We start from the raw sequence: 23,806 nt of genomic DNA, 5'->3' as shown, positions 1-23,806 counted from the left end.
CAAATTTGTAGCTATTGTGGCAATAGAAAACATCTCAACCTAACTGATAGAACATATTGTTGTGAATGTGGTCTTGAGTTAGATAGAGATATAAATGCTGCACTGAATATAAAAAACGAAGGACTTAGAATCCTCATGAGTGCATAATAAAAAATAGGTTATAGTAGGGTAGGAACTACCCAAACTTATACGCTTGTGGACTTTTTGTAAGACGGAGGAATAATCAATTAGATTAGGAAACGCAGGAGAGGACGAAACAAGAAGCACCTAAGCTTTAGCTTAGTGTGTAGTTCACTTGATTGTTTGTCACCATTAGTACAAGCTATTTCAGAGCAGTTACAAGAAGAGCCAACTGAACGTACTCGGGAGAAATATCGATTAGATGATGAGTATTTCAAGCGAATTGCAGCGATTGAATTTGCGGTGAAGTATGATGATGGCAAAGACCCTCGTGGTTTTTCAGAAAGTGATGTTGTATTATTAGGGGTCTCAAGAACGTCTAAGACACCGGTTAGTATTTATTTAGCTCATAAAGGTTATAAAGCCAGTAATTTACCATTAATTCCTGAAGTACCATTGCCAAAAGAACTGTATCAAGTTGATGCTAAAAAGTTAATTGGCTTAATGGTGAATCCAATTACGATTATGAAGTTTCGTCAATCGCGACTGGATGCTTTAGGCATGGGTCCTGAAGTTAGTTATATTGAGATGGATCGGATTAAGGAAGAGTTACGTTATCAACGTGAGGTCTTTTGTGAATTGGGGGCTAAAGTGATTGATGTGAATCATATGTCGATTGAAGAGACAGCTCAAAAAATCATAGAACATATTGAGGAACAATAAAAAGCAAGCGAACTACAAGAGCTGTAGTTCGCTTGCTTTTTATCTTAATTATGTATTTTAGAGTATTTAGCAACGAAAAAACGTTTTTAACTTAGTCCTTAGTTAACTCTTCTAATTCTAGGCTAAGTGTTTCCCAAGTGTCCAGAGCAAGTAATTGTTGTTCTTCTAATTCGCCTAATTGGTATTGTAAGTCGCTTGATTTATCCAGATCGGTATAGACTTCTTCCTTAGCTAATTCGGTGTGAATAGCTGTAATTTTTTGGTCGATATTCGCTAATTGATGTTCTGATTGGTCGACTTTTCGTTGTAGTGCACGTAATTGCTTTTGTTGTTCTTTAGTTTGTTGATAGTGCATTTTTGCTTCGGAGGTTGTATTGGTTGTAGTTGATTCAGTTTGTTTATTTTCAGCTTCCAATAAAGCTTCAACTTCCATTTGTTCTTTTTTCTTTTCAATATAATAATCATAATCTCCTAAGTAAAGAGTGTTCTGTTTAGGTGTTAGTTCTAAGATTGAGGTTGCAACTTGGTTAATAAAGTAACGGTCATGAGATACGAAAAAGATAGTGCCATCGAATTCGACTAAAGCTTGTTCTAGGACTTCTTTACTATCAATATCTAAGTGGTTGGTTGGTTCATCTAAGAATAAGAGATTATCATGATTTAAGGCTAATTTTGCTAAGGATAATCGTGCTTTTTCACCACCACTTAATTGAGCGGTTGTCTTTTCAACGTCTTTACCAGTAAATAAGAAACTTCCTAAAATAGTGCGAATATCTTTTTCATTCATTAATGAGTGATTGCTCCACAGTTCTTCTAAGACAGAATTGCGTGGATTTAAGCCACTTAAGTTTTGGTCATAGTAACCAATTTCGACATTCGTACCAAATGTTGCCTGACCACTGATAAATGGAATTTCATTTAAGAGTGATTTTAAGAGTGTTGATTTACCGACACCATTCGGACCTACGACTGCAATTGCTTCTTGCTTTCTAACTTGTAGATTAATCGGTTTTGTTAGTGGGGTATTTTCGTAACCTACAACCCCATTTTCAATTAATAAGACTTGTTTGCCAGATTCTTTTTCACTAGAAAAGGCAAAACGGGCACTTCTACCATCGCCTTGGGGTTTTTCAATACGCTCCATTTTTTCTAATTGTTTGCGACGTGATTGGGCGCGCTTAGTTGTTGAAGCACGTACTAAATTTTTAGCGACGAATTCTTCTAGTTTCTGGATTTCATCTTGTTGTTTTTCATAAGCTTTTTGTCGTAATAGAAAACGATTTTCACGTTCTTCTAAATAGTAGGAATAATTTCCTTTATAATGTTCAGCTGTATGGTGATGGATTTCATATACTTCATTACAGACACGATCTAAGAAGTATTGGTCATGGGATACGATTAAAAGGGCTGCTTTAAACCCACGTAAATAATCTTCCAACCATGTTAACGTTTCGATGTCTAGGTGATTCGTCGGTTCATCTAGGATTAGGATATCGTGCTTTTCTAGTAAGATTTTCGCTAAAGCTAGACGAGTGCGTTGGCCGCCAGATAAGGTTTTGATGGGTGTTTGGTAAGCTTCTTCATAAAAGCCAAAACCATGTAAGACCATTTTGATTTCTGATTCATAGCCATATGCATTGGATTGTTCTAATTGTAATTGTAATTGATCAAAACGTTTTAGTGCTTGTTGGTATTTTTTTTCATCGGCTAAAATATCGGGATCTCCTAATGAGATGGCTGCTTGTTCTGAATCTTTTTTTAATTGTTCAATATGAGTAAATAATTCGCTCATTTCACCCCAGATAGTATTGTCTGATTCAATCGAAGCATATTGGTCTAAGTAACCAATCGAAATGTCACGTTTTTTGCTAACCGTTCCTAAAGTAGGGTCTTCAATCCCTGATAAAATTTTTAATAATGTGGATTTGCCGGTACCATTGCGGCCAACTAAGGCGATGCGTGAAGTATCTTGAATATCAATTGAAATATTTTCAAATAGGATATCCACACCAAAATGGCGAGCAATTCCTTGTCCTTGTAATAAAATCATATAATATATAGTATTCCTTTCTATAATGAATAGTTACTGCGTCTTCTAAATAGTAACGAATCTTGCGCTGATTTACAAGTCATCCAATGATAATCTATTATAGATAGAAAATACTAACCACTTCATAAAAGATAGGCTTATAGAAAGTTGTAAAAAAGGGATTTTTTTTTGACAAAAATGAGAATAAAATGCATTAGATGATAAAATGATGATAAAATGGTTAAAAAATGAAAAAATAATGATAAAATAGTTTTTTTATTTTTATGAAAGCGGTATAATAAATTTAAATAAAAGTAAGTATCTAATTATTTAGGGGGTAAGTTTTATGAAAAAGAGTTCAAAAACATTATTGTCAGTATTAGGTATCTGTGCCCTAGCTGTTCCAACTCAAACAGTTATGGCCTGTACAGGTTTTGTGATTGGAAAGGATTTAACAGAAGATGGCTCAACTATTTATGGTCGTACTGAAGACTTAGAACCAAATCATAACAAAACATTTGTGGTGCATCCTAGCACAAAAAATAAGGTAGGATCATTATTACAAGATTTATCAAATGGATTTACTTATCCATTGCCAGCAGTTAGCTACAAATTTACATCTATTCCGGACGTAACGCCAGAATATGGTGTGTATGATGAAGCTGGCTTTAATGAGTATGGCGTATCAATCTCAGCAACAGTCTCAGCAAAAGCCAATAAACAAATTCGTGGTAACCAAAAAAAAGGTATTGTAGGTGTTGACCCATATGTAGCAGATGGATTAGCAGAATCAAATATGACTACTTTAGTCTTACCGCGCGTTAAAAGTGCACGTGAAGGGATTGAATTTATCGCTAAAGTTGTTGAAGAAAAAGGTTCAGCAGAAGGTAATATTGTTGTATTAGCTGACCATGATGAAATTTGGTATATGGAAATCTATTCAGGTCACCAATATGCAGCTATTAAATTCCCAGACGACAAATTTGCAGTATTCCCAAATACCTTCTATTTAGGTACATTAAATGAATTTAAGGATGAAGATAAAATTGTTTCTAAAGATTTAGAAAAAGTAGCAAAAGAAGCTGGAACTTATAAAGAAACAAATGGACACTTCAATGTATCTCAATCATATAATCCTCCAATGCGTGATAGCAACCGTTCTCGTACTTGGTCAGGCATTAAATCATTGAACCCAGATGCAACTGTTCAGTATGATGATGAATATTTTGAATTATTACAAGATTCACCTAAGAAATTAACATTACGCGATGCATTCAACTTGCAACGTAATCGTTTTGAAGGTACAAAATATATTCCTTTAGATCAAGCAGAATTAGATGATAAAGGTAACCCAATTGGACGTGATAATGATAGTGATGTTTATAAATATCCAATCTCAAATCCAAATGTAATGGAAGCACATGTATTCCAAATTAAAAAAGAATTACCGAAAGATGTGGGTGGCGTATTATGGTTATCAGTAGGTACATCACAAAATTCACCATACTTACCGTACTTTGGTAATATCACAGAAACTTATGAAGCATATCAAAATACAAGTGAAGAATACAATGCAAATTCTTGGTATTGGGTAGCTTCTGATATTAATAATATGGCTATGAAACATACAGATTTATTCGGTAAAACAGTTCGTAATATGTGGGAAGCTAAAGAAGATCAATGGATGAAAGAACAACCTGCTTTAATCCAACAACAAATTGACTTAGCAAATGATCCTGCAAAAGCAAGCGAAGTAGCAACTAATGATTCATTAGCACGCGCTAAAGAAGTCTTTGGCGAAATGAAAGATTTAGAAAAAGAGATGCAAGAAAAAATTGCAGAATCTGAAAAACCAGAAGAACCAGAAACTCCAGTAAAACAAGGTTGGGATGGGGATTACTACTATAAAGATGGTGAAAAAGTAACATCAAAATGGATTTACGATAATGATTATAAAGCTTGGTTCTACTTAAAAGCAGATGGCACATATGCTCGTGATGAATGGGTTGGTGGTTACTTCTTAACGCAATATGGTCAAATGGGATCAAATGGCTGGTACTATGATAATGGCAATTGGTACTATCTTCATGCAGATGGTAGCTATGCACATGATGAATGGGTAAGCGGCTACTTCTTAACGCAATATGGACAAATGGCTAAAGGTGGCTGGTACTACGATAAAGGCGATTGGTACTATATTCATGAAGATGGCACATATGCACATGATGAATGGGTAAGCGGCTACTTCTTAACGCAATATGGACAAATGGCTAAAGATGGCTGGTACTATGATAATGGTCACTGGTACTATATCTATAAAGATGGTCACTATGCTCGTAATGAAAAAATCGATGGCTATAAATTAGGTAAATGGGGAGCATTAATTAACTAGTTCTCAAATAATCTGATAGCTAGCCCAATAATTGAAAACAAATAACAAAGATAAGGTGTAATGTCATCATTGCACCTTATTTTTATGGCCAATTTATTCAATAAGAGACAAATGGTGCGAACAGTTTGCTAGCTCTATATTTTTACGCAAAAAATAAAAATTTTACCAGTATTTTCCGTATATCTAAATAGAAGGATGAAATGGGGTGGGAAAATCAAATGTCAGCATTAAAGCTAGCATTAAAACAGCAATTACAAGGGCGGATTACACGTGATAAAGATATAGATTCATTAGTATATGAACTAGAACAAGAGCGATTTAAAGTAGATGGTTCCCTTTTTAAAGAGCTATTAGAAGAGAGTAGCAATCAAGAGGATTCACTAGTAATGGATAAACAAATCACCACCTTGCTAAAGGGGTGGGAGGTAAAAGAGCTTGCTGGTTTTCAAAAGGTTCATAAAAGAGAGTGGCAATGTCAATTTTGTGGTACAAATGATAAAGAATGGCGCGCAGTTGGCCCATGTACTTGTGGGGAGGACTGTTTTTATTGTAGGCAGTGCTTTAATATGGGGAAAGTGAAGCGTTGTACGACATTGTATGCTTTAGCAGATGAAGCATATTCTTTTCCCAAAAAGTCCGTGAAGGTTATTTATCGTGGAGAATTGTCGCCAAGTCAACAGATGATTTCAACAGCATTAACGGATTTTTTAAAGCAAGCCACACAACAGACTTGTCTTGTTTGGGCAGTTACTGGAGCGGGGAAGACGGAGATGATTTTTAAGGTGATTCAACAAGTGTTAGAAGCTGGTGGGCGTGTGGGATTAGCCGCACCAAGGATTGATGTTTGTCATGAATTAGCTCCACGGATTAAGACGGCTTTTCCTTCTGTGGAGCAAGTTTGTTTAACGAGTGAGTCAGAAGATAGATATCGTAGGGTACCATTAACTATTTTAACAACGCATCAATTATTGCGTTTTTATCAAGCGTTTGATTTATTAGTGATTGATGAAGTGGATGCTTTCCCATATAGTAATCAGCCGATGTTAGTTTATGGAGCGAGGCGTTCGTTGCAGCCAACAGGTAAGTGTATTTATTTAACAGCAACGCCAAGTAAAGCGCTACAAAAAGCGGCTGCTAATCAAGAAATTTCTTCTTTAGTATTACCAGCTCGCTATCATAGGCATCCTTTAGTTGTTCCAAAAGTTAAATGGTGTGGTAATTGGCGCCGATTATTAGGTAGAGAATTATTACCGCAATTCTTAAAAAAATGGATTAATCAACACTTAACAACGAAAAAACGTTTTTTATTATTTATACCGTCAATTAGGATGATTCCGCAAATTGAAAAAAGTTTACAAAAAGCTTTCCCGGATGCCAAGTTTAGTTCGGTCTCCTCCAAAGAAGAAAAGCGTTCAAAACGAGTAATGAAGATGCGTCAGGAAAAATATGATTTTTTAGTGACAACGACAATTTTGGAGCGAGGTGTTACGTTTCCGAATATTGATGTATTGGTATTGGGATCTGAAGATCGGATTTTTACAAAAGAAGTCTTAATCCAAATTGCTGGACGGGTAGGGAGGACGGTTGATTATCCAACGGGGGAAGTAGTATTTTGTCATTATGGTACGACCAAAGCCATCAAACAAGCTATAAAAGAGATTAAAAGTTTGAATCAACAAGCTTTCGAAAAAGGAATGATTGATCATGAGTAATTGTATGTGGTGTGGTTGTGATATGCCTGATAAGTTTACGATGATGAGTTTTTTTAGAACTCCAAAAGAAGAGCATCTATGTCACAACTGTCAACAATTATTAGCTAGTTATAAAGGAGAACTTTGCTGTAAAGGATGTGGTCGAACTAGTACAAAAGAGTATTGCTTGGATTGTCAAAAATGGCTAGAAAAAGATGGTCAGTTAGTCGTATGTAATCAAGCTCTTTTTCATTATGATGAAGCTGCTAAGGATTGGATGAGTCGTTATAAATTTCAAGGAGATTGTCTATTGGCATGGATGCTTATTGATGCTATCAAAATATGCCTTAAAGACTACCAAGCCTACAAGATTGTTCCTATCCCTTCCTCGAAAGCTAGTTTAGTTAAAAGACAATTTAAAGCAGTGGAATATCCCTTACAATTAGCAGGTATTCATTATGAAAATCTCTTACAAGATGTTAGAATAGGCAAAAAACAATCAGAAAAAACAAGACAAGAGCGATTGTTATTGGAACAACCATTTAAAATATTAGGAAATATTACCAATAAAAACATATTATTAATAGATGATGTGTATACAACAGGTTCGACCTTGCACCGCGCGGCAGAGTTGTTAAAGGAAAATAATGTACAATGCGTAAAGTCTGTAACATTCTTCCGATAATTTATGAAAACGCTTGTATTTTTGAGGTTCGTGGTCTATAATAAGAGTGTAAGGAAAATCATTATCACACACACCAAATGGATGATTTCATCGATTTAGGCACTGTGGATTTTCCGAATGAAAGGGGAGAGTATTATGTTCAAGTATAATATCCGTGGAGAAAACATCGAGGTTACAGAAGCAATTCGTATGTATGTTGAGAAAAAAATCAGCAAATTAGAAAAATATTTCACAGATGTACCAAATGCTACTGCTCATGTGAACCTAAAAGTTTATTCAGACAAGACTGCTAAAGTGGAAGTAACTATCCCATTACCATATTTGGTATTACGTGCTGAAGAAACATCAATCGATTTATATGGAAGTGTTGACTTAGTTGTCGATAAGCTAGAACGTCAAGTACGTAAATATAAAACAAAAATTAATCGTAAATCTCGTGAAAAAGGATTCGACTTTATTGCTATTGAACCACACGAAGAAGAAGCTGAAGAACACGGCTTAGAGATTGTTCGTACAAAACAATTAAACTTAAAACCAATGGACAGTGAAGAAGCTGTTTTACAAATGAATATGTTAGGTCATGAATTCTTCATTTACGAAGATGCTGAAACTAGCGATATCAATATTGTTTATCGTCGTAAAGATGGAAAATACGGCTTAATTGAAACTAATTAGTATAAAATTTGACTAAAAGATGACTTTTCTAAAAAAAGTCATCTTTTTTTAATGTAAAAGCTATTCAAAGTATGATAGAATAAGTAAGATGCAAAAAGTATAGAAGTTAATACTTTAACATGCAGACAAATGCATATAAATACGAATAGATAATAATTAAGGAGAGAACAGGATGGCTAATTTTTTAAAACAGCTAGTTGAAAATGATAAGCGTGAATTACGTAGATTAGGAAAACTAGCAGATAAAGTTATGGCATATGAAAATACTATGTCAGAATTAACAGATGAAGATTTTCCAGTTAAAACTGAAGAGTACAAAACAAGATATAAACAAGGGGAATCATTAGATAGTTTATTACCAGAAGCATTCGCATTAGTTCGTGAAGGCGCTCGTCGTGTATTAGGTTTATTCCCATATAAAGTACAAATCATGGGTGGTATTACATTGCATGAAGGGAATATCGCTGAAATGCGTACCGGTGAAGGTAAGACATTAACAGCGACAATGCCCGTATACTTAAACGCATTATCAGGAGATGGTGTTCATGTAGTAACAGTTAATGAATACTTAGCAACTCGTGATGCGGAAGAAATGGGTGAATTATACGAATTCTTAGGTTTATCAGTTGGATTAAACTTAACAGGAATGCCTGCTGAACAAAAACGTGAAGCATATCACTCAGATATTACTTATAGCACAAACAATGAATTAGGGTTCGACTACTTACGTGATAACATGGTAGTTTATAAGAGCCAAATGGTGCAACGTCCATTAAACTTTGCGGTTGTCGATGAAACGGACTCAATCTTAATCGATGAAGCTCGTACACCATTAATCATTTCAGGACAAGCAGAAAAATCAACAGCATTATATCAACGTGCAGATTTCTTTGTAAAAGGCTTAAAAGAAGAGGAAGATTATACTATTGATTTAACTTCTAAAACCATTTCTTTAACAGACGAAGGAATCAATAAAGCAGAAAAAGCTTTCCGTTTACCAAATCTATATGATATTGACAATGCGGCTTTAATCCACCATATTGATCAAGCTTTACGAGCTAACTACATTATGTTAATCGACATTGACTATGTAGTAGACGAAGGTAAAATTAAAATCGTTGATGGCTTTACTGGACGTATTATGGAAGGCCGTCGTTATTCAGATGGTTTACACCAAGCAATCGAAGCTAAAGAAGGCGTAAATGTAGAAAATGAATCAAAAACAATGGCAACTATCACATTCCAAAACTATTTCCGTATGTATCGTAAATTATCAGGTATGACTGGTACTGCCAAAACAGAAGAAGAAGAATTCCGTGAAATTTATAATATGAATGTTATTGCAATCCCAACAAATCGTCCAATCCAACGTAAAGATGGACAAGACTTAATTTACCCTAACTTAAAGAGTAAATTTAATGCAGTAGTAAAAGACATTAAAGAACGTCACGAAAAAGGCCAACCAATCCTAGTAGGTACAGTTGCTGTTGAAACATCAGAATTATTATCAGATTTATTGAAAAAAGAAGGCATCCCACATGAAGTCTTAAATGCGAAAAATCACTTTAAAGAAGCGGAAATCGTTATGCAAGCAGGTCAACGTGGTGCCGTAACAATCGCAACTAATATGGCTGGTCGTGGTACCGATATCAAATTAGGTAGCGGTGTTAAAGAATTAGGTGGGTTATGCGTTATTGGTACAGAACGTCACGAATCTCGTCGTATTGATAACCAATTACGTGGGCGTGCTGGACGTCAAGGTGACCCAGGTGCAACTCAATTCTACTTATCATTAGAAGATGACTTAATGAAACGTTTCGGTGGCGAAAAAATGCAAAATATTTGGAGCCGCTTAAATATGGAAGGTGAAGAAGAAAACTTCATCCAAAGTAAAATGTTAACAAAACAAGTAGAATCAAGCCAAAAACGTGTTGAAGGTAATAACTACGATACACGTAAAAACGTCTTAGAATATGATGAAGTAATGCGTGAACAACGTGAGATTATCTACTCTCAACGTTTACAAATCATTAACGAAGAAGATTCACTTGAAAAAGTAACAACAAATATGATTCGTCGTACAATTCACCGTATGGTAGAAAACCACACATTAGCTGAAGATAAAACAAAATGGGACTTAGAAGCAATCGTCGACTTTGCAACAAGCGCAATTTGTCATCCAGAAGATATTAGCGTGGAAGAATTAGCTGGTAAATCTGCTTTAGAAATCGAAGCGTTATTAGATGAAAAAGCTATGAAAATTTATCGTGAAAAACAAGCTGAATTAAATGGACCAAATCAAATGCTAGAATTTGAAAAAGTTGTAATTTTACGTGTTGTTGACCGTAAATGGACTGATCACATTGATGAAATGGATCACTTACGTCAAGGTGTTGGTTTACGTGGATATGCTCAAATGAATCCATTAACAGAATACCAAACAGAAGGATTTGAACGATTCCAAGCGATGATTGGTGCGATTGATTATGATGTAACACGTATCATTATGAAATCACAAATTCGTCAAAACTTACAACGTGAGCAGGTACAAGGTGTTCGCAGCATTGTAGCAAAAGGTCATGACCGTCAAAAAGGCCCACAAAGCCCAGCGGAAGAAGCAGCAATGAATAAAAAAGTAGAGAATGTAGAACATACATCTAATACTGGATTACACCCAGCAATGGAAGCTGATAAAAATGAAAAGAAACATGACCGTCCAGGAATGGAATAAACAAGCAATTAATGATATTATAGGAAAGCGGCGGATTCGTTCGTCGCTTTTTCTAATGTTATAAAAAAGTTAAACACTTTTGGGATTACTCATGGGTGTTCGAGAATAAAAGAAGATGGAGTGTGAAAGATATGGAAGTTAGTGAAATTCGTCATTCGCTAGAAGGTTTACAAGAACAAATCGCAAGTTATAGGGGGTCTCTTTGACTTAGAACAATTAGAACAAGATATCGCAGCCCTAGAACAAGAAATGACTGAACCAGGATTCTGGGATAATAATGAAGAAGCACAAAAAGTTATTCAAAAAAGTAATGAATTAAAAGCGGTATATGATACATTTCATCAATTAGAAGTGGAAGCTGAAGAAGTAGCTTTATTATTCGAAATGGTGAAAGAAGATGAAAAAATAGATCCAGATATTTATCAAGAATTAATCGAACAATTACAAGAACTAGATCAAAAAGTGCAACAATATGAATTACAAATGCTTTTAAATGGCCCACATGATAAAGCAAGCGCCATTTTAGAATTACATCCAGGTGCTGGTGGTACAGAATCACAAGACTGGGGTTCGATGCTTTTACGTATGTATAGTCGTTGGGCAGAACAGCATGGTTACCGTGTTGAGATGATTGACTATCAAGATGGTGATGAAGCAGGTATTAAATCAGTTACGATGTTAATTGAAGGCTTAAATGCATATGGCTATCTAAAATCAGAAAAAGGCGTCCATCGTTTAGTGCGTATCTCGCCATTTGATGCAGCTGGCAAACGTCATACATCATTTTGTTCAGTAGATATTATTCCGCAAATTGATGATGATATTGATATTGAGATTCATCCAGATGATTTAAAAGTTGATGTCTATCGTGCGAGTGGTGCTGGTGGACAACATATTAACAAAACTTCATCAGCAGTCCGTATTACTCACATACCTACTGGAATCGTTACAACCAGTCAAGCGCAGCGTTCACAATTCAAAAACCGTGATCAAGCGATGAAAACTTTAAAAGCAAAATTATTCCAATTAGAAGAAGAAAAGAAAGCAGCTGAATTAGCAGAAATTCGTGGCGAACAAAAAGAAATTGCTTGGGGCTCACAAATCAGAAATTATGTATTCCATCCATATTCATTAGTAAAAGATGTTCGTTCTGGATATGAAACAGGTAATATCCAAAATGTAATGGATGGCGATTTAGATCCATTTATGGACGCCTATTTAAAATGGTCTTTATCTAAATAATGAAAGAAAGCAACCATTTCCTACTTGAAAAGAAGAGGGATACTAGTCTTTTATTAGAATAGATGTGCCAATGAAACAACATTGTAATATGATTACAATATTATCTAAGTATTAGCATGCTATAATAAATTGTTAATAAGGATAATAAATGATAAATAAAAGAAAAAGATAGGTGAACACAAATGATTGAAATGATGAATGTTTCAAAAAAATATCCAAATGGTATCACCGCAGTTAATAATATCTCGATTCAAATTAATGATGGAGAATTTATTTATGTTGTGGGACCTTCTGGTGCGGGAAAATCAACTTTCATTAAAATGATGTACCGCGAAGAAAAAGCAACAACTGGTCGAATTATTGTAGGTAAATTTGATTTAATGAAAATAAAAGAAAGAAATGTACCATATTTACGTCGTCATGTGGGTGTGGTTTTCCAAGATTTCAAATTATTACCACGTTTAACAGTTTTTGAAAATATTGCCTATGCAATGGAAGTAATTGGTGCCAAACCAAAAGAAATTAATAAACGTGTGAATGAAGTACTAGACTTAGTTGGCTTAAAACATCGTATGCGTATGTTTCCAAATGAATTATCTGGTGGAGAACAACAACGTGTAGCAATTGCACGTGCGATTGTAAATACTCCAGAAGTCTTAATTGCTGATGAACCAACGGGTAACTTAGACCCAGATACATCACTAGAAATTATGCATATTCTAGAAAAGATTAATCAACGTGGAACAACGGTTGTAATGGCCACTCATAATAGTTCGATTGTTAATCAAATGAAACATCGTGTAGTAGCGATAGAAAATGGTCGCATCGTTCGTGACCAACAGGAAGGGGACTATGGCTATGAGGACTAGAACTTTTTTTCGTCATATTAGAGATGCTTTCAAGAGTCTTTTTCGTAATGGTTTAATGAGTTTTGGAGCGATTTCAGCAGTATCAATGACATTATTATTGGTTGGATTTTTTACAGCAATGTTATTTAATGTTAATAAAGTTGTAACGGATATCGAACAAGACGTGAATGTGCGTGTGTATATTGATTTAGCAGCAGACCAAGAAAAGCAAGATACATTAAAAGCTGAGATTGAGGCTTTACCAGAAGTATCTTCCGTAGAATTTCGTAGTAAAGATGAAGAATTAGAAAATATTACAAAGAGTTTTTCAGAAGAATTTGACTTATTTAAAGATGATGGTAACCCATTACATGATACGTTTGAAGTTAGTACAATAGATCCTTCAGTAACCAAACAAGTTGCTGAAACTGTTGAAACCATGGATTATGTCTCAAAAGTCAATTATGGTGGAGCGAAAGCAGATAACTTATTTAAAGTGGTTAATAATATTCGTAATATCGGAATTGTTGTGATTATCGGTTTATTATTGATTGCGATATTCTTAATTTCTAATACAATTCGTTCAGCGATTTATGCTCGTCGTACTGAGATTGAAATTATGAAATTAGTTGGTGCTAAAAATTCATATATTCGTTGGCCATTCTTCTTAGAAGGGGGCATTATCGGTTTATTAGGAGCAATCATTCCAGTAGCTTTATTATGGAGTGCTTATATGTATGTCTTTCATTCAGGGACAAACTTCTTAACCGGTTCAAATATTGCTTTATTAGATCCAAATCCATTCCTATACTACTTAGCTGGCGGGTTAATCGCTTTAGGTGTAGTGATTGGTTCATTTGGTTCAGTAATGTCTATTAGACGGTTCTTAAAAGTATAATTAATGAGAGATTGAGTAAAAATACAGGCGACTGTAGGAATTACTCAATCTTTTTTTATTTGCTCATAGAAAAGAGATACCGCTAACATCTTGCAGTTTAAAGCGTTTTACCGTAAACTAAGCGGTGTAAAAGTAGTAGAGAAAGTAGGGATTTAAGTGGAGAAAAAATGGTGGCAGTCAATTGTCGTATATCAAATATATCCAAGAAGTTTTCAAGATAGTAATGGTGATGGGATTGGTGATTTACCAGGAATTATTAGACGATTAGATTATTTACAAGAATTGGGAGTTGGGGCTATTTGGTTAAGTCCAGTTTATCAATCGCCAAATGATGATAATGGTTATGATATTAGTGATTATTTAGCGATTATGGAAGAATTTGGTACAATGACGGATATGGATATATTAATTGCTGAAGCTAAAAAGCGTAAGATAGCGATTATTATGGATTTAGTTGTGAATCATTCATCAGATGAACATCAATGGTTTATCGAAGCGAAAAAAGATAAAAATAGCCCATACCGTGATTATTATATTTGGCGTGATGGTACACCAGATAAGGCGCCAAATGATATTGGTTCAATCTTTGGTGGCTCAGCTTGGGAATATGATGAAGCTAGTGGGCAGTATTATTTCCACTTATTTAGTAAAAAGCAACCCGATTTGAACTGGGAAAATGAAGCCTTGCGTCAAGAAGTCTATCGCATGATGAATACTTGGCTAGACAAAGGGATTGCTGGGTTTAGAATGGATGTTATCGACTTAATCGGAAAAGTTCCAGATGAAAACATTACTGGCAATGGACCAAAATTACATGACTACTTACAAGAGATGCATCAAAAAACATTAAAAGGCCGTGATACATTAACAGTAGGTGAGACTTGGGGGGCAACAACCGACGTAGCCAAATTATATTCAAATTCTAAGCGTCAGGAATTATCAATGGTCTTCCAATTTGAACATATTGGCCTAGATCAAGAAGGTTATGAAAAATGGGATTTAAAAGATTTAGACTTATTAGAATTAAAAGAAGTCCTAAGTAAATGGCAGACCGAATTGGGTAATGAAGGATGGAATAGTTTATTTTGGAATAATCATGATTTACCACGGATTGTTTCTCGTTGGGGGAATGACCAAGAATATCGTGTAGAAAGTGCTAAATTATTTGCGATTCTTTTACATAGCATGAAAGGGACTCCTTATATTTATCAAGGTGAAGAAATAGGGATGACTAATTGCCCAGTAACAGATTTTAGTGAAATAGATGATATTGAAAGCCGTAATATGATTCAAGAACGCCTCGCAAAAGGCTATACAAAAGAAGAGATTCTAACATCAATCAATGCTAAGGGACGTGATAATGCTCGTACACCAATGCAATGGGATGATACAGAAAATGCCGGATTTACAACAGGGAATCCTTGGTTACATGTGAACCCAAATTATAAAGAAATCAATGTAAAAGCGGCCTTACAAGATCCAAATTCCGTTTTTTACACTTACCAAAAAATGATTCGTTTACGTAAAGAGTATGATGTAGTTGTTTGGGGAGATTATCATTTAATCCAAGATGTCCCAATTGAAGTGTTTGCCTTTACAAGAACATACCAAGGAGAAACATGGATGACGGTTGCTAATATTAGTGACCGATTACAAGAAATTGATGTATGTGGATATGGAGAAGCCGCAGAAGTGATTATCTCTAACTATAACCGACCAACTATCTCAACTTGCTGCCAAGTTTTAGAACCATATGAAGCCTTTATCGTTAAATTAGCATAAATATAGAAGAAAAAGGGGATAAATTATGAGTATTAAACTAATAGCAACGGATATGGACCAAACCGTATTACGTTCAGATAAAACCTATGATAGTAAGCGATTGGAACAAGTGATTAATCAATTACATCAAAAAGGTGTCGTATTTGTGGTTGCAAGTGGGAATAGTCATGAATTCTTGCAACAATATTTAAAGAGCATGCAGATAGAAGATGTCTATATTGCTGGAGATAATGGGAACTATTTAGCAAAATCAGAGAAAGTAGAACATATTTTTTCAATCCCACGTACGACAGCCAAAGAGATTGTCTCATATATCGAAAGCCTACCGGAACGTGATTGTTTAATTAGTACAACAAAGACAGCCTATACATTAGTAAAAGAACAAAAAGTGATTGATGAATTTTTACGATATAATTCAGAAATGAATCTGATTACCGATTTAGCAGAAATTCCATCAGATGAAGAAATTTTAAAAATTGCTGTACTATCTTTCTTAGGATTAGAACAAAATAAACAATTAGCTCATGAACTAAAAACAACATACAGCGGTGTAACATCAGTAACTAGTGCCGATGAATGGGTCGATGTCTATCATAAAGATGGTGGGAAAGGAGCAGCCGTTACCTACTTACAACATAAATATCACATTTCCCCTGAGGAAACAATCGCATTTGGAGATAGCTTAAACGATTTACCAATGATGCAAGCCGTTATTCATAGTGTGGCAATGTCTAATGCCGATGATGCCTTAAAAGCTCATTGTCGCTATCAAATTGGTAGTAACGAAGAGCAAGCAGTGATTACAACGCTCGAACAATTACTAAAAGAAGAATTAAGTGTTGATTTTTTACGATAAACCTATATAATGAGTAAGGTACTAATCTTACTCATTATTTTTTTACAAAAAAATAAAAAACTTTCCTCAATAAGCTTGACGAAAGGGTGGATTAGTGATATTCTTATAAAGTGCTTTTATACCTAGTTTCCTGATAAGAAATGAATCAGTCGTGCTGACTGGTAGAAAGCCTACTTGAGACATAAATGATGTCTTTTTAATTTTAACAAAAAATGGACCACCTGGATGTGTGGACCAAGAATAACCCGATAGGGAAGGAGGAAGAGCTAAATGCCAACAATTAACCAATTAGTACGTAAACCTCGTAAATCTGCAGTTGATAAATCAAACTCTCCTGCATTAGGAAAAGGTTACAACAGTTTCAAAAAATCACAAACAAACACAAACTCTCCACAAAAACGTGGTGTGTGTACTCGTGTAGGAACAATGACACCTAAAAAACCTAACTCAGCTTTACGTAAATATGCTCGTGTACGTTTATCAAACTTAATCGAAGTAACAGCATATATCCCAGGTATCGGCCACAACTTACAAGAACACAGTGTTGTTTTAATTCGTGGTGGACGTGTAAAAGACTTACCAGGGGTACGTTACCACATCGTTCGTGGTGCTTTAGATACAGCTGGTGTTACTGATCGTAAACAAAGCCGTTCTAAATACGGTACTAAACGTCCTAAAAAATAATTTTTAAAGACAATTAGACAATTATCAATTAAACTAAAAAACTCGAAAATATGAAAGGAGGATTTTAAATGCCTCGTAAAGGTCCTGTCGCAAAACGCGACGTATTGCCAGATCCAATGTATAACTCTAAATTAGTTACTCGTTTAATCAACCGCTTAATGGTAGATGGAAAACGTGGTAAGGCAGCAACAATCTTATATAACGCATTTGATATCATTCAAGAAAAAACAGGAAACGACCCAATGGAAGTTTTCGAAACAGCTATGAAAAACATCATGCCTGTTTTAGAAGTAAAAGCTCGTCGTGTTGGGGGTTCTAACTATCAAGTACCTGTAGAAGTACGTCCAGATCGTCGTACAACTTTAGGATTACGTTGGTTAGTAAACTACTCTCGCTTACGTGGAGAAGATACTATGGAAGTTCGTTTAGCTAAAGAAATCATGGATGCAGCGAACAATACAGGTGCTTCAGTTAAAAAACGTGAAGACACACATAAAATGGCAGAAGCTAACAAAGCTTTCGCTCACTATCGTTGGTAAGATTTTTAAGGGTTATCCCCTTAGAAGTCTTCCTTCTTATACTTAATTATATTTAGAAAAGAAAGAGGTGCTTTTAGAAGATGGCAAAAAGAGAATTTTCACTAGAAAACACTCGTAATATTGGTATCATGGCTCACATTGACGCTGGTAAAACAACTACAACTGAGCGTGTACTTTATTACACTGGTCGAATCCACAAAATCGGTGAAACTCACGAAGGTGCATCACAAATGGACTGGATGGAGCAAGAACAAGAACGTGGAATCACAATCACATCTGCCGCTACTACTGCACAATGGAACGGCCACCGTGTTAACATTATTGACACTCCAGGTCACGTTGACTTCACTGTAGAAGTAGAACGTTCATTACGTGTATTAGATGGATCTGTAGCATTATTAGATGCTCAATCAGGTGTAGAACCTCAAACAGAAACTGTTTGGCGTCAAGCAACTACTTACGGGGTTCCTCGTATTGTATTTGTTAACAAAATGGATAAAATGGGTGCGGATTTCTTATATTCAGTTAAGACTATCCACGAACGTTTACAAGCAAACGCTCACCCAGTACAATTACCAATCGGTGCTGAAGACGATTTCCGCGGAATTATCGACTTAATCACTATGAAAGCTTTCATGTATAACAATGACTTAGGAACAGATATCGAAGAAACTGAAATTCCTGAAGATATGTTAGAATTAGCTGAAGAATGGCGCACTAACTTAATCGAAGCAGTTGCAGAAACTGATGAAGATTTAATGGAACGTTATTTAGAAGGCGAAGAATTAACAGTTGAAGAAATCAAAAAAGCTATCCGTAAAGCTACTGTTAATGTTGAATTCTATCCAGTATTATGTGGATCAGCATTCAAAAACAAAGGTGTACAATTAATGTTAGATGCAGTTATTGAATACTTACCATCTCCATTAGATGTACCATCAATCAAAGGTACTCGTCCAGGAACTGATGAAGAAGTTGAACGTCACGCTGACGATTCAGAACCTTTCTCAGCTTTAGCGTTTAAAGTTATGACTGACCCATTCGTAGGTCGTTTAACTTTCTTCCGTGTTTACTCTGGTGTGTTACAATCAGGATCTTACATCCGTAACGCTACTAAAGGTAAACGTGAACGTGTTGGTCGTATCTTACAAATGCACGCTAACTCACGTCAAGAAATCCCAGAAGTATTCTCTGGTGATATCGCGGCAGCAGTTGGATTAAAAGATACAACAACTGGTGATACTCTATGTGATGAAAAAGATGAAGTTATCTTAGAATCTATGGAATTCCCAGAACCAGTTATCGAAGTAGCTATTGAACCAAAATCAAAAGCTGACCAAGATAAAATGGGTATCGCTTTACAAAAACTTGCAGAAGAAGATCCTACTTTCCGTGCATACACAAACCAAGAAACTGGTGAAACAGTTATCGCTGGTATGGGTGAATTACACTTGGATATCATCGTTGACCGTATGAAACGTGAATTCCGTGTAGAAGCTAATGTAGGTGCTCCTCAAGTATCATACCGTGAAACATTCCGTGCTGCATGTCAAGCAGAAGGTAAATTCGTTCGTCAATCAGGTGGTAAAGGTCAATACGGTCACGTATGGGTTGAATTCTCACCTAACGAAGAAGGTGCTGGATTTGAGTTTGAAAATGCAATCGTTGGTGGTGTTGTTCCTCGTGAATATATCCCAGCAGTTGAAGCAGGATTAGAAGACGCTATGGAAAATGGTGTATTAGCTGGATATCCATTAGTTGATATTAAAGCTAAATTATATGATGGTTCTTACCATGATGTCGATTCATCAGAAACTGCCTTCAAAGTTGCCGCTTCTATGGCACTTAAAGCAGCTGCTAAGAAAGCTAAACCATCTATCTTAGAACCAATGATGGCTGTAGAAATTACTGTTCCTGAAGAATACTTCGGTGACGTAATGGGACACGTAAACGCTCGTCGTGGACGTGTAGAAGGATCTGAAATGCGTGGTAATGCACAAATCGTTAAAGCGATGATTCCATTATCAGAAATGTTCGGATACGCAACTACTTTACGTTCTTCAACACAAGGTCGTGGTACATTCTCAATGACATTTGATCACTATGAAGATGTTCCAAAATCTATCGCTGAAGAAATCATCAAGAAAAATGGTGGAAATAACGAATAAGACTAATTAGTCTTAGGGAATTTCAATATAGTAAAAATCTCTAGTTAACTAGTGTAACTAGTTGATTTTTACGACCATTATCGGTATAATCTACTTAATGTGGATACCATAATGGATCTTACAAACAAAAAGACAATCTTAGGAGGAATATAATAAAATGGCAAAAGAAAAATTCGACCGTTCAAAACCACACGTTAACATTGGTACTATTGGCCACGTTGACCACGGTAAAACAACTTTAACAGCAGCTATTACTTCAGTATTAGCTAAGAAAGGTTTCGCAGAATTACGTGACTACGGCTCAATCGATGGAGCTCCAGAAGAACGTGAACGTGGAATCACAATCAATACTTCACACGTAGAATACGAAACTGAAAACCGTCACTATGCTCACGTTGACTGCCCAGGACACGCGGACTACGTTAAAAACATGATCACTGGTGCTGCTCAAATGGATGGTGCTATCTTAGTAGTATCTGCAGCTGATGGCCCAATGCCACAAACTCGTGAACACATCTTATTATCTCGTCAAGTAGGTGTTCCTTACATCGTAGTATTCTTAAACAAAATGGATATGGTTGATGACGAAGAATTATTAGAATTAGTAGAAATGGAAGTTCGTGACTTATTATCAGAATACGATTTCCCAGGCGATGACACTCCAGTTGTTGCAGGTTCTGCATTAAAAGCTATCGAAGGCGACGCAGAATACGAAGCTAAAATCTTAGAATTAATGGACGAAGTTGATGCTTACATTCCATGTCCAGAACGTGATACTGACAAACCATTCATGATGCCAGTTGAAGACGTATTCTCAATCACTGGTCGTGGTACTGTTGCTACTGGTCGTGTTGAACGTGGACAAGTTCGCGTTGGTGACGAAGTAGAAATCGTTGGTATTAAAGAAGAAACTTCTAAAACAACTGTAACAGGTGTTGAAATGTTCCGTAAATTATTAGATTACGCTGAAGCAGGAGACAACGTTGGTACATTATTACGTGGTGTTACACGTGATGAAATCGAACGTGGACAAGTATTAGCTAAACCAGGCTCAATCACTCCACATACAGCTTTCAAAGCAGAAGTTTATGTTTTAACTAAAGAAGAAGGCGGACGTCACACTCCATTCTTCACAAACTACCGCCCACAATTCTACTTCCGTACTACAGACATCACTGGTGTATGTAACTTACCAGAAGGCGTTGAAATGGTAATGCCTGGTGACAACGTAACTATGGACGTTGAATTAATTCACCCAGTAGCGATTGAAGAAGGAACTAAATTCTCAATCCGTGAAGGTGGACGTACTGTTGGTGCTGGTGTTGTAGCATCAATCGCTAAATAATTTTTAACTAAATTATTTTAATAAAAAAAGTACTTTTAAGTCCCTATCGAAAGATAGGGGCTTTTTTATGCCATAAAACTAATAGTAAAATGCTGTGTCTAATAGATGCCATAAAAAATAAGGCTAAAAGAAAACGTTTTTTTATGCTATAATAAGAGTACTTGACAAAAGGAGGAATTTTTTCGTGAACGTAAAAAAACTTGTTGGTGAAAAAGCATCAGAATATATTGAAGACGGTATGATTGTTGGATTAGGAACAGGTTCAACGGCTTATTATTTTGTCGAAGCAGTAGGTAAAATGGTTTCAGAAGGATTACATATTACAGGTGTGACAACATCAATTGCTACTCAAAAACAAGCTGAGGGATTAGGTATTCCTTTAAAAAGTGTCGATGAAGTTGATCATATTGATCTAACTGTTGATGGAGCTGATGAAGTTGCTCCTGATTTTTCTGGTATTAAAGGTGGCGGAGGCGCATTATTATTTGAAAAAATTGTTGCCAAACGCTCAGAAAAAGTTATTTGGATTGTAGATGATTCAAAAATGGTAGACCAATTAGGCGCTTTCCCATTACCGGTTGAAGTCGTTTGTTATGGGGCGGACCGTTTATTTAATGATTTTAAAGAAAAAGGATTTAAACCAAAATTCCGTATGAAAGATGGCGAACGTTACTTAACAGATAGTCATCATTATATTATTGATTTAGATGTTTTTCCAATCGAGAATCCAGTTGAATTAGGCACTTATTTAAAGAGTTTAACAGGGGTTGTCGAACATGGATTATTCACTAATTTAACTGAGACTGTCTTAGTTGGAAAAGAAAATCACGTAGAAATATTGTCAAAATAATTTTATTTAGGATGTGTTAGCATGAGAATGGTAGACTTAATTGAAAAGAAACAACATGGTTTAGCGTTAACCAAAGATGAGATTTATTATATGGTAAATGGCTTTACAGATGGAACTGTTCCTGATTACCAAATGAGTGCAATGGCGATGGCAATTTATTTTAAAGATATGTCAGATGTTGAGCGTAGTTATTTAACAATGGCTATGGTTGAATCAGGTGACCAAATTGATTTATCAGCGATTAATGGAGTTAAAGTTGATAAACACTCAACTGGTGGCGTTGGTGATACTACTACATTAGTTTTAGCGTCAATGGTAGCTAGTTTAGGTGTACCGGTTGCTAAAATGAGTGGCCGTGGTTTAGGACATACTGGCGGAACACTAGATAAATTAGAAGCTATTCCAGGTTTTAAAATTGAAATTGGTATGGATGATTTCATTAAATTAGTGAATGAAAATCAAATTGCAGTAGTTGGTCAAACAGGTAACTTAACACCGGCTGATAAAAAAATCTATGCATTGCGTGATGTTACATCAACAGTACAATCATTACCATTAATTGCTAGTTCAATTATGAGTAAAAAGATTGCTTCAGGTGCGGATGCGATTGTCTTAGATGTTAAAGTTGGGGATGGTGCTTTTATGAAGACACCAGAAGCTGCTGAAGAATTAGCACATGCGATGGTACGTATTGGAAAACAAGTGGATCGTCAAGTGATGGCGGTTATTTCAGATATGAATCAACCGTTAGGTGTAGCAGTCGGTAATACTTTAGAAGTTATTGAAGCAATTGAAACATTAAAAGGTGAAGGTCCTGAAGATTTAATGGAATTATGCTTAACACTAGGAAGCCAAATGGTTGTCTTAGCAGGTAAAGCGCAAACGATTGAAGAAGCTCGTCAAATGTTACAAGAAAATATTGATAATGGCAAAGCTTTAGCCAAATTCCAACAATTTGTACAAAATCAAGGTGGTAACCCTGAAGTTGTGAATGACTATAGCTTAATGCCACAAGCTTCAATTCAACAAATGGTTAACGCACCAAAATCAGGTGTTGTAACTGGATTTGATTGTGAAAATATCGGAATCGCAGCAATGTGGTTAGGTGCTGGGCGTGCAACAAAAGATAGCGAAATCGATTTAGGTGTTGGTCTTAAAATCTTGAAAAAAATTGGCGATACAGTTGAAGCTGGCGAACCGTTAGTGGAAGTTTATAGCTCTAAAGAAGATATTAACAATGTGGAAAAACTACTATTAGAATCAATTCATATTGGTGAAGAAGCGGTTATTAACCCATTAATTCACAAAATTATTACGGAATAAGCCTATTTTGTGGAAATTGTTAGGTTCTACAATAAATGATGTTGTTGAAGAAATTTTTCAATGGCATCATTTATTTTTTTATACACAAAAAGCATCTGATGCCCTATAATAAAATCGACTAAAACTTTATAAAGGAGGGCTTCAGATGCCTAATAGTAATTGTATACGAACTTTATTAAATATTCCAGATAAAAATATCATTTTTGATAATAATTCAGTATCCAA

General features: G+C 35.6%; 19 protein-coding genes. 18 read left to right on the top strand and 1 reads right to left on the bottom strand.

All coding sequences use genetic code 11. The features are described from left to right. Positions 1–3 precede the first annotated feature (3 nt). Both BMX09_RS10485 and BMX09_RS07555 read left to right on the top strand, forming a co-directional pair. A complete protein-coding gene (locus BMX09_RS10485; RefSeq protein ID WP_407645255.1) occupies positions 4–147 on the top strand; it encodes a zinc ribbon domain-containing protein in 144 nt (47 codons plus the stop codon). A gap of 135 nt (positions 148–282) precedes the next feature. Beyond that, positions 283–843: a pyruvate, water dikinase regulatory protein gene (locus BMX09_RS07555; RefSeq protein ID WP_281242683.1), complete on the top strand. Its 561-nt coding sequence runs from the start codon at positions 283–285 to the stop codon at positions 841–843. A 91-nt stretch (positions 844–934) separates the two neighbouring features. Here the strand turns inward: BMX09_RS07555 and BMX09_RS07550 are convergent, their stop codons facing one another. Beyond that, the gene (locus BMX09_RS07550; RefSeq protein WP_089747352.1) at positions 935–2,893 is read right to left on the bottom strand and encodes an ABC-F family ATP-binding cassette domain-containing protein; all 1,959 of its coding nucleotides are present in this window, start codon (positions 2,891–2,893) and stop codon (positions 935–937) included. 325 nt (positions 2,894–3,218) lie between these two features. On the opposite strand from BMX09_RS07550, the gene BMX09_RS07545 reads away from it, so the two are divergent. The 16 genes from BMX09_RS07545 to BMX09_RS07470 all read left to right on the top strand — a co-directional run bounded on the left by BMX09_RS07545 (position 3,219) and on the right by BMX09_RS07470 (position 23,581). Then, on the top strand, positions 3,219–5,264 hold the full coding sequence (locus BMX09_RS07545; RefSeq protein WP_089747350.1) for a C69 family dipeptidase: 2,046 nt from the start codon (positions 3,219–3,221) through the stop codon (positions 5,262–5,264). Positions 5,265–5,482: 218 nt separating this feature from the next. Further along, entirely contained in the window at positions 5,483–6,976 is a 1,494-nt protein-coding gene (locus tag BMX09_RS07540; protein ID WP_177159575.1) for a DEAD/DEAH box helicase, read from the top strand. Continuing rightward, positions 6,969–7,640 carry a ComF family protein gene (locus BMX09_RS07535; RefSeq protein ID WP_089747346.1) on the top strand — a complete coding sequence of 224 codons (672 nt, stop codon included), beginning with the start codon at positions 6,969–6,971 and terminating at the stop codon, positions 7,638–7,640. Before BMX09_RS07540 ends, BMX09_RS07535 begins: the two co-directional genes overlap by 8 nt. Positions 7,641–7,775: 135 nt before the next feature. Next, positions 7,776–8,315, top strand: coding sequence for a ribosome hibernation-promoting factor, HPF/YfiA family (gene hpf / locus BMX09_RS07530; RefSeq protein ID WP_089747345.1), 540 nt, complete (start codon positions 7,776–7,778; stop codon positions 8,313–8,315). A 172-nt stretch (positions 8,316–8,487) separates the two neighbouring features. Further along, a complete protein-coding gene (gene secA, locus BMX09_RS07525; RefSeq protein WP_089747343.1) occupies positions 8,488–11,046 on the top strand; it encodes a preprotein translocase subunit SecA in 2,559 nt (852 codons plus the stop codon). Between the two features lie 131 nt (positions 11,047–11,177). Next, positions 11,178–12,288, top strand: a protein-coding gene (gene prfB, locus BMX09_RS07520) for a peptide chain release factor 2 (protein WP_143054390.1) whose coding sequence is annotated in 2 segments (ribosomal slippage) — positions 11,178–11,249 and positions 11,251–12,288 — 1,110 coding nt in all. Because the reading frame shifts where the segments join, the coding sequence is not laid out codon by codon here. A 182-nt stretch (positions 12,289–12,470) separates the two neighbouring features. Further along, positions 12,471–13,157, top strand: a complete 687-nt coding sequence (gene ftsE / locus BMX09_RS07515; protein WP_089747340.1) for a cell division ATP-binding protein FtsE — start codon at positions 12,471–12,473, stop codon at positions 13,155–13,157. Further along, positions 13,147–14,034: a permease-like cell division protein FtsX gene (ftsX, locus tag BMX09_RS07510; RefSeq protein WP_089747355.1), complete on the top strand. Its 888-nt coding sequence runs from the start codon at positions 13,147–13,149 to the stop codon at positions 14,032–14,034. The genes ftsE and ftsX overlap by 11 nt, the downstream gene beginning before the upstream one ends. Positions 14,035–14,190: 156 nt before the next feature. Next, on the top strand, positions 14,191–15,816 hold the full coding sequence (locus BMX09_RS07505) for a glycoside hydrolase family 13 protein (protein ID WP_089747338.1): 1,626 nt from the start codon (positions 14,191–14,193) through the stop codon (positions 15,814–15,816). Between the two features lie 25 nt (positions 15,817–15,841). Continuing rightward, positions 15,842–16,672 carry an HAD family hydrolase gene (locus tag BMX09_RS07500; RefSeq protein ID WP_089747336.1) on the top strand — a complete coding sequence of 277 codons (831 nt, stop codon included), beginning with the start codon at positions 15,842–15,844 and terminating at the stop codon, positions 16,670–16,672. 270 nt (positions 16,673–16,942) lie between these two features. Then, positions 16,943–17,356 carry a 30S ribosomal protein S12 gene (rpsL, locus tag BMX09_RS07495; protein WP_089747334.1) on the top strand — a complete coding sequence of 138 codons (414 nt, stop codon included), beginning with the start codon at positions 16,943–16,945 and terminating at the stop codon, positions 17,354–17,356. A 68-nt stretch (positions 17,357–17,424) separates the two neighbouring features. Next, on the top strand, positions 17,425–17,895 hold the full coding sequence (gene rpsG, locus BMX09_RS07490) for a 30S ribosomal protein S7 (protein ID WP_089747332.1): 471 nt from the start codon (positions 17,425–17,427) through the stop codon (positions 17,893–17,895). Between the two features lie 80 nt (positions 17,896–17,975). Next, positions 17,976–20,063: an elongation factor G gene (fusA, locus tag BMX09_RS07485; RefSeq protein WP_089747330.1), complete on the top strand. Its 2,088-nt coding sequence runs from the start codon at positions 17,976–17,978 to the stop codon at positions 20,061–20,063. A 157-nt stretch (positions 20,064–20,220) separates the two neighbouring features. Next, the gene (gene tuf, locus BMX09_RS07480; RefSeq protein WP_089747329.1) at positions 20,221–21,408 is read left to right on the top strand and encodes an elongation factor Tu; all 1,188 of its coding nucleotides are present in this window, start codon (positions 20,221–20,223) and stop codon (positions 21,406–21,408) included. A 184-nt stretch (positions 21,409–21,592) separates the two neighbouring features. Next, positions 21,593–22,258, top strand: coding sequence for a ribose-5-phosphate isomerase RpiA (gene rpiA, locus BMX09_RS07475; RefSeq protein ID WP_089747327.1), 666 nt, complete (start codon positions 21,593–21,595; stop codon positions 22,256–22,258). A gap of 21 nt (positions 22,259–22,279) precedes the next feature. Continuing rightward, a complete protein-coding gene (locus tag BMX09_RS07470) occupies positions 22,280–23,581 on the top strand; it encodes a pyrimidine-nucleoside phosphorylase (RefSeq protein WP_089747325.1) in 1,302 nt (433 codons plus the stop codon). Positions 23,582–23,806 lie beyond the last annotated feature (225 nt).

The sequence above is a fragment of the Granulicatella balaenopterae genome, assembly GCF_900111135.1.
Lineage (GTDB): Bacteria > Bacillota > Bacilli > Lactobacillales > Aerococcaceae > Granulicatella > Granulicatella balaenopterae.
This window is presented reverse-complemented; position numbering and strand designations above follow the sequence as displayed.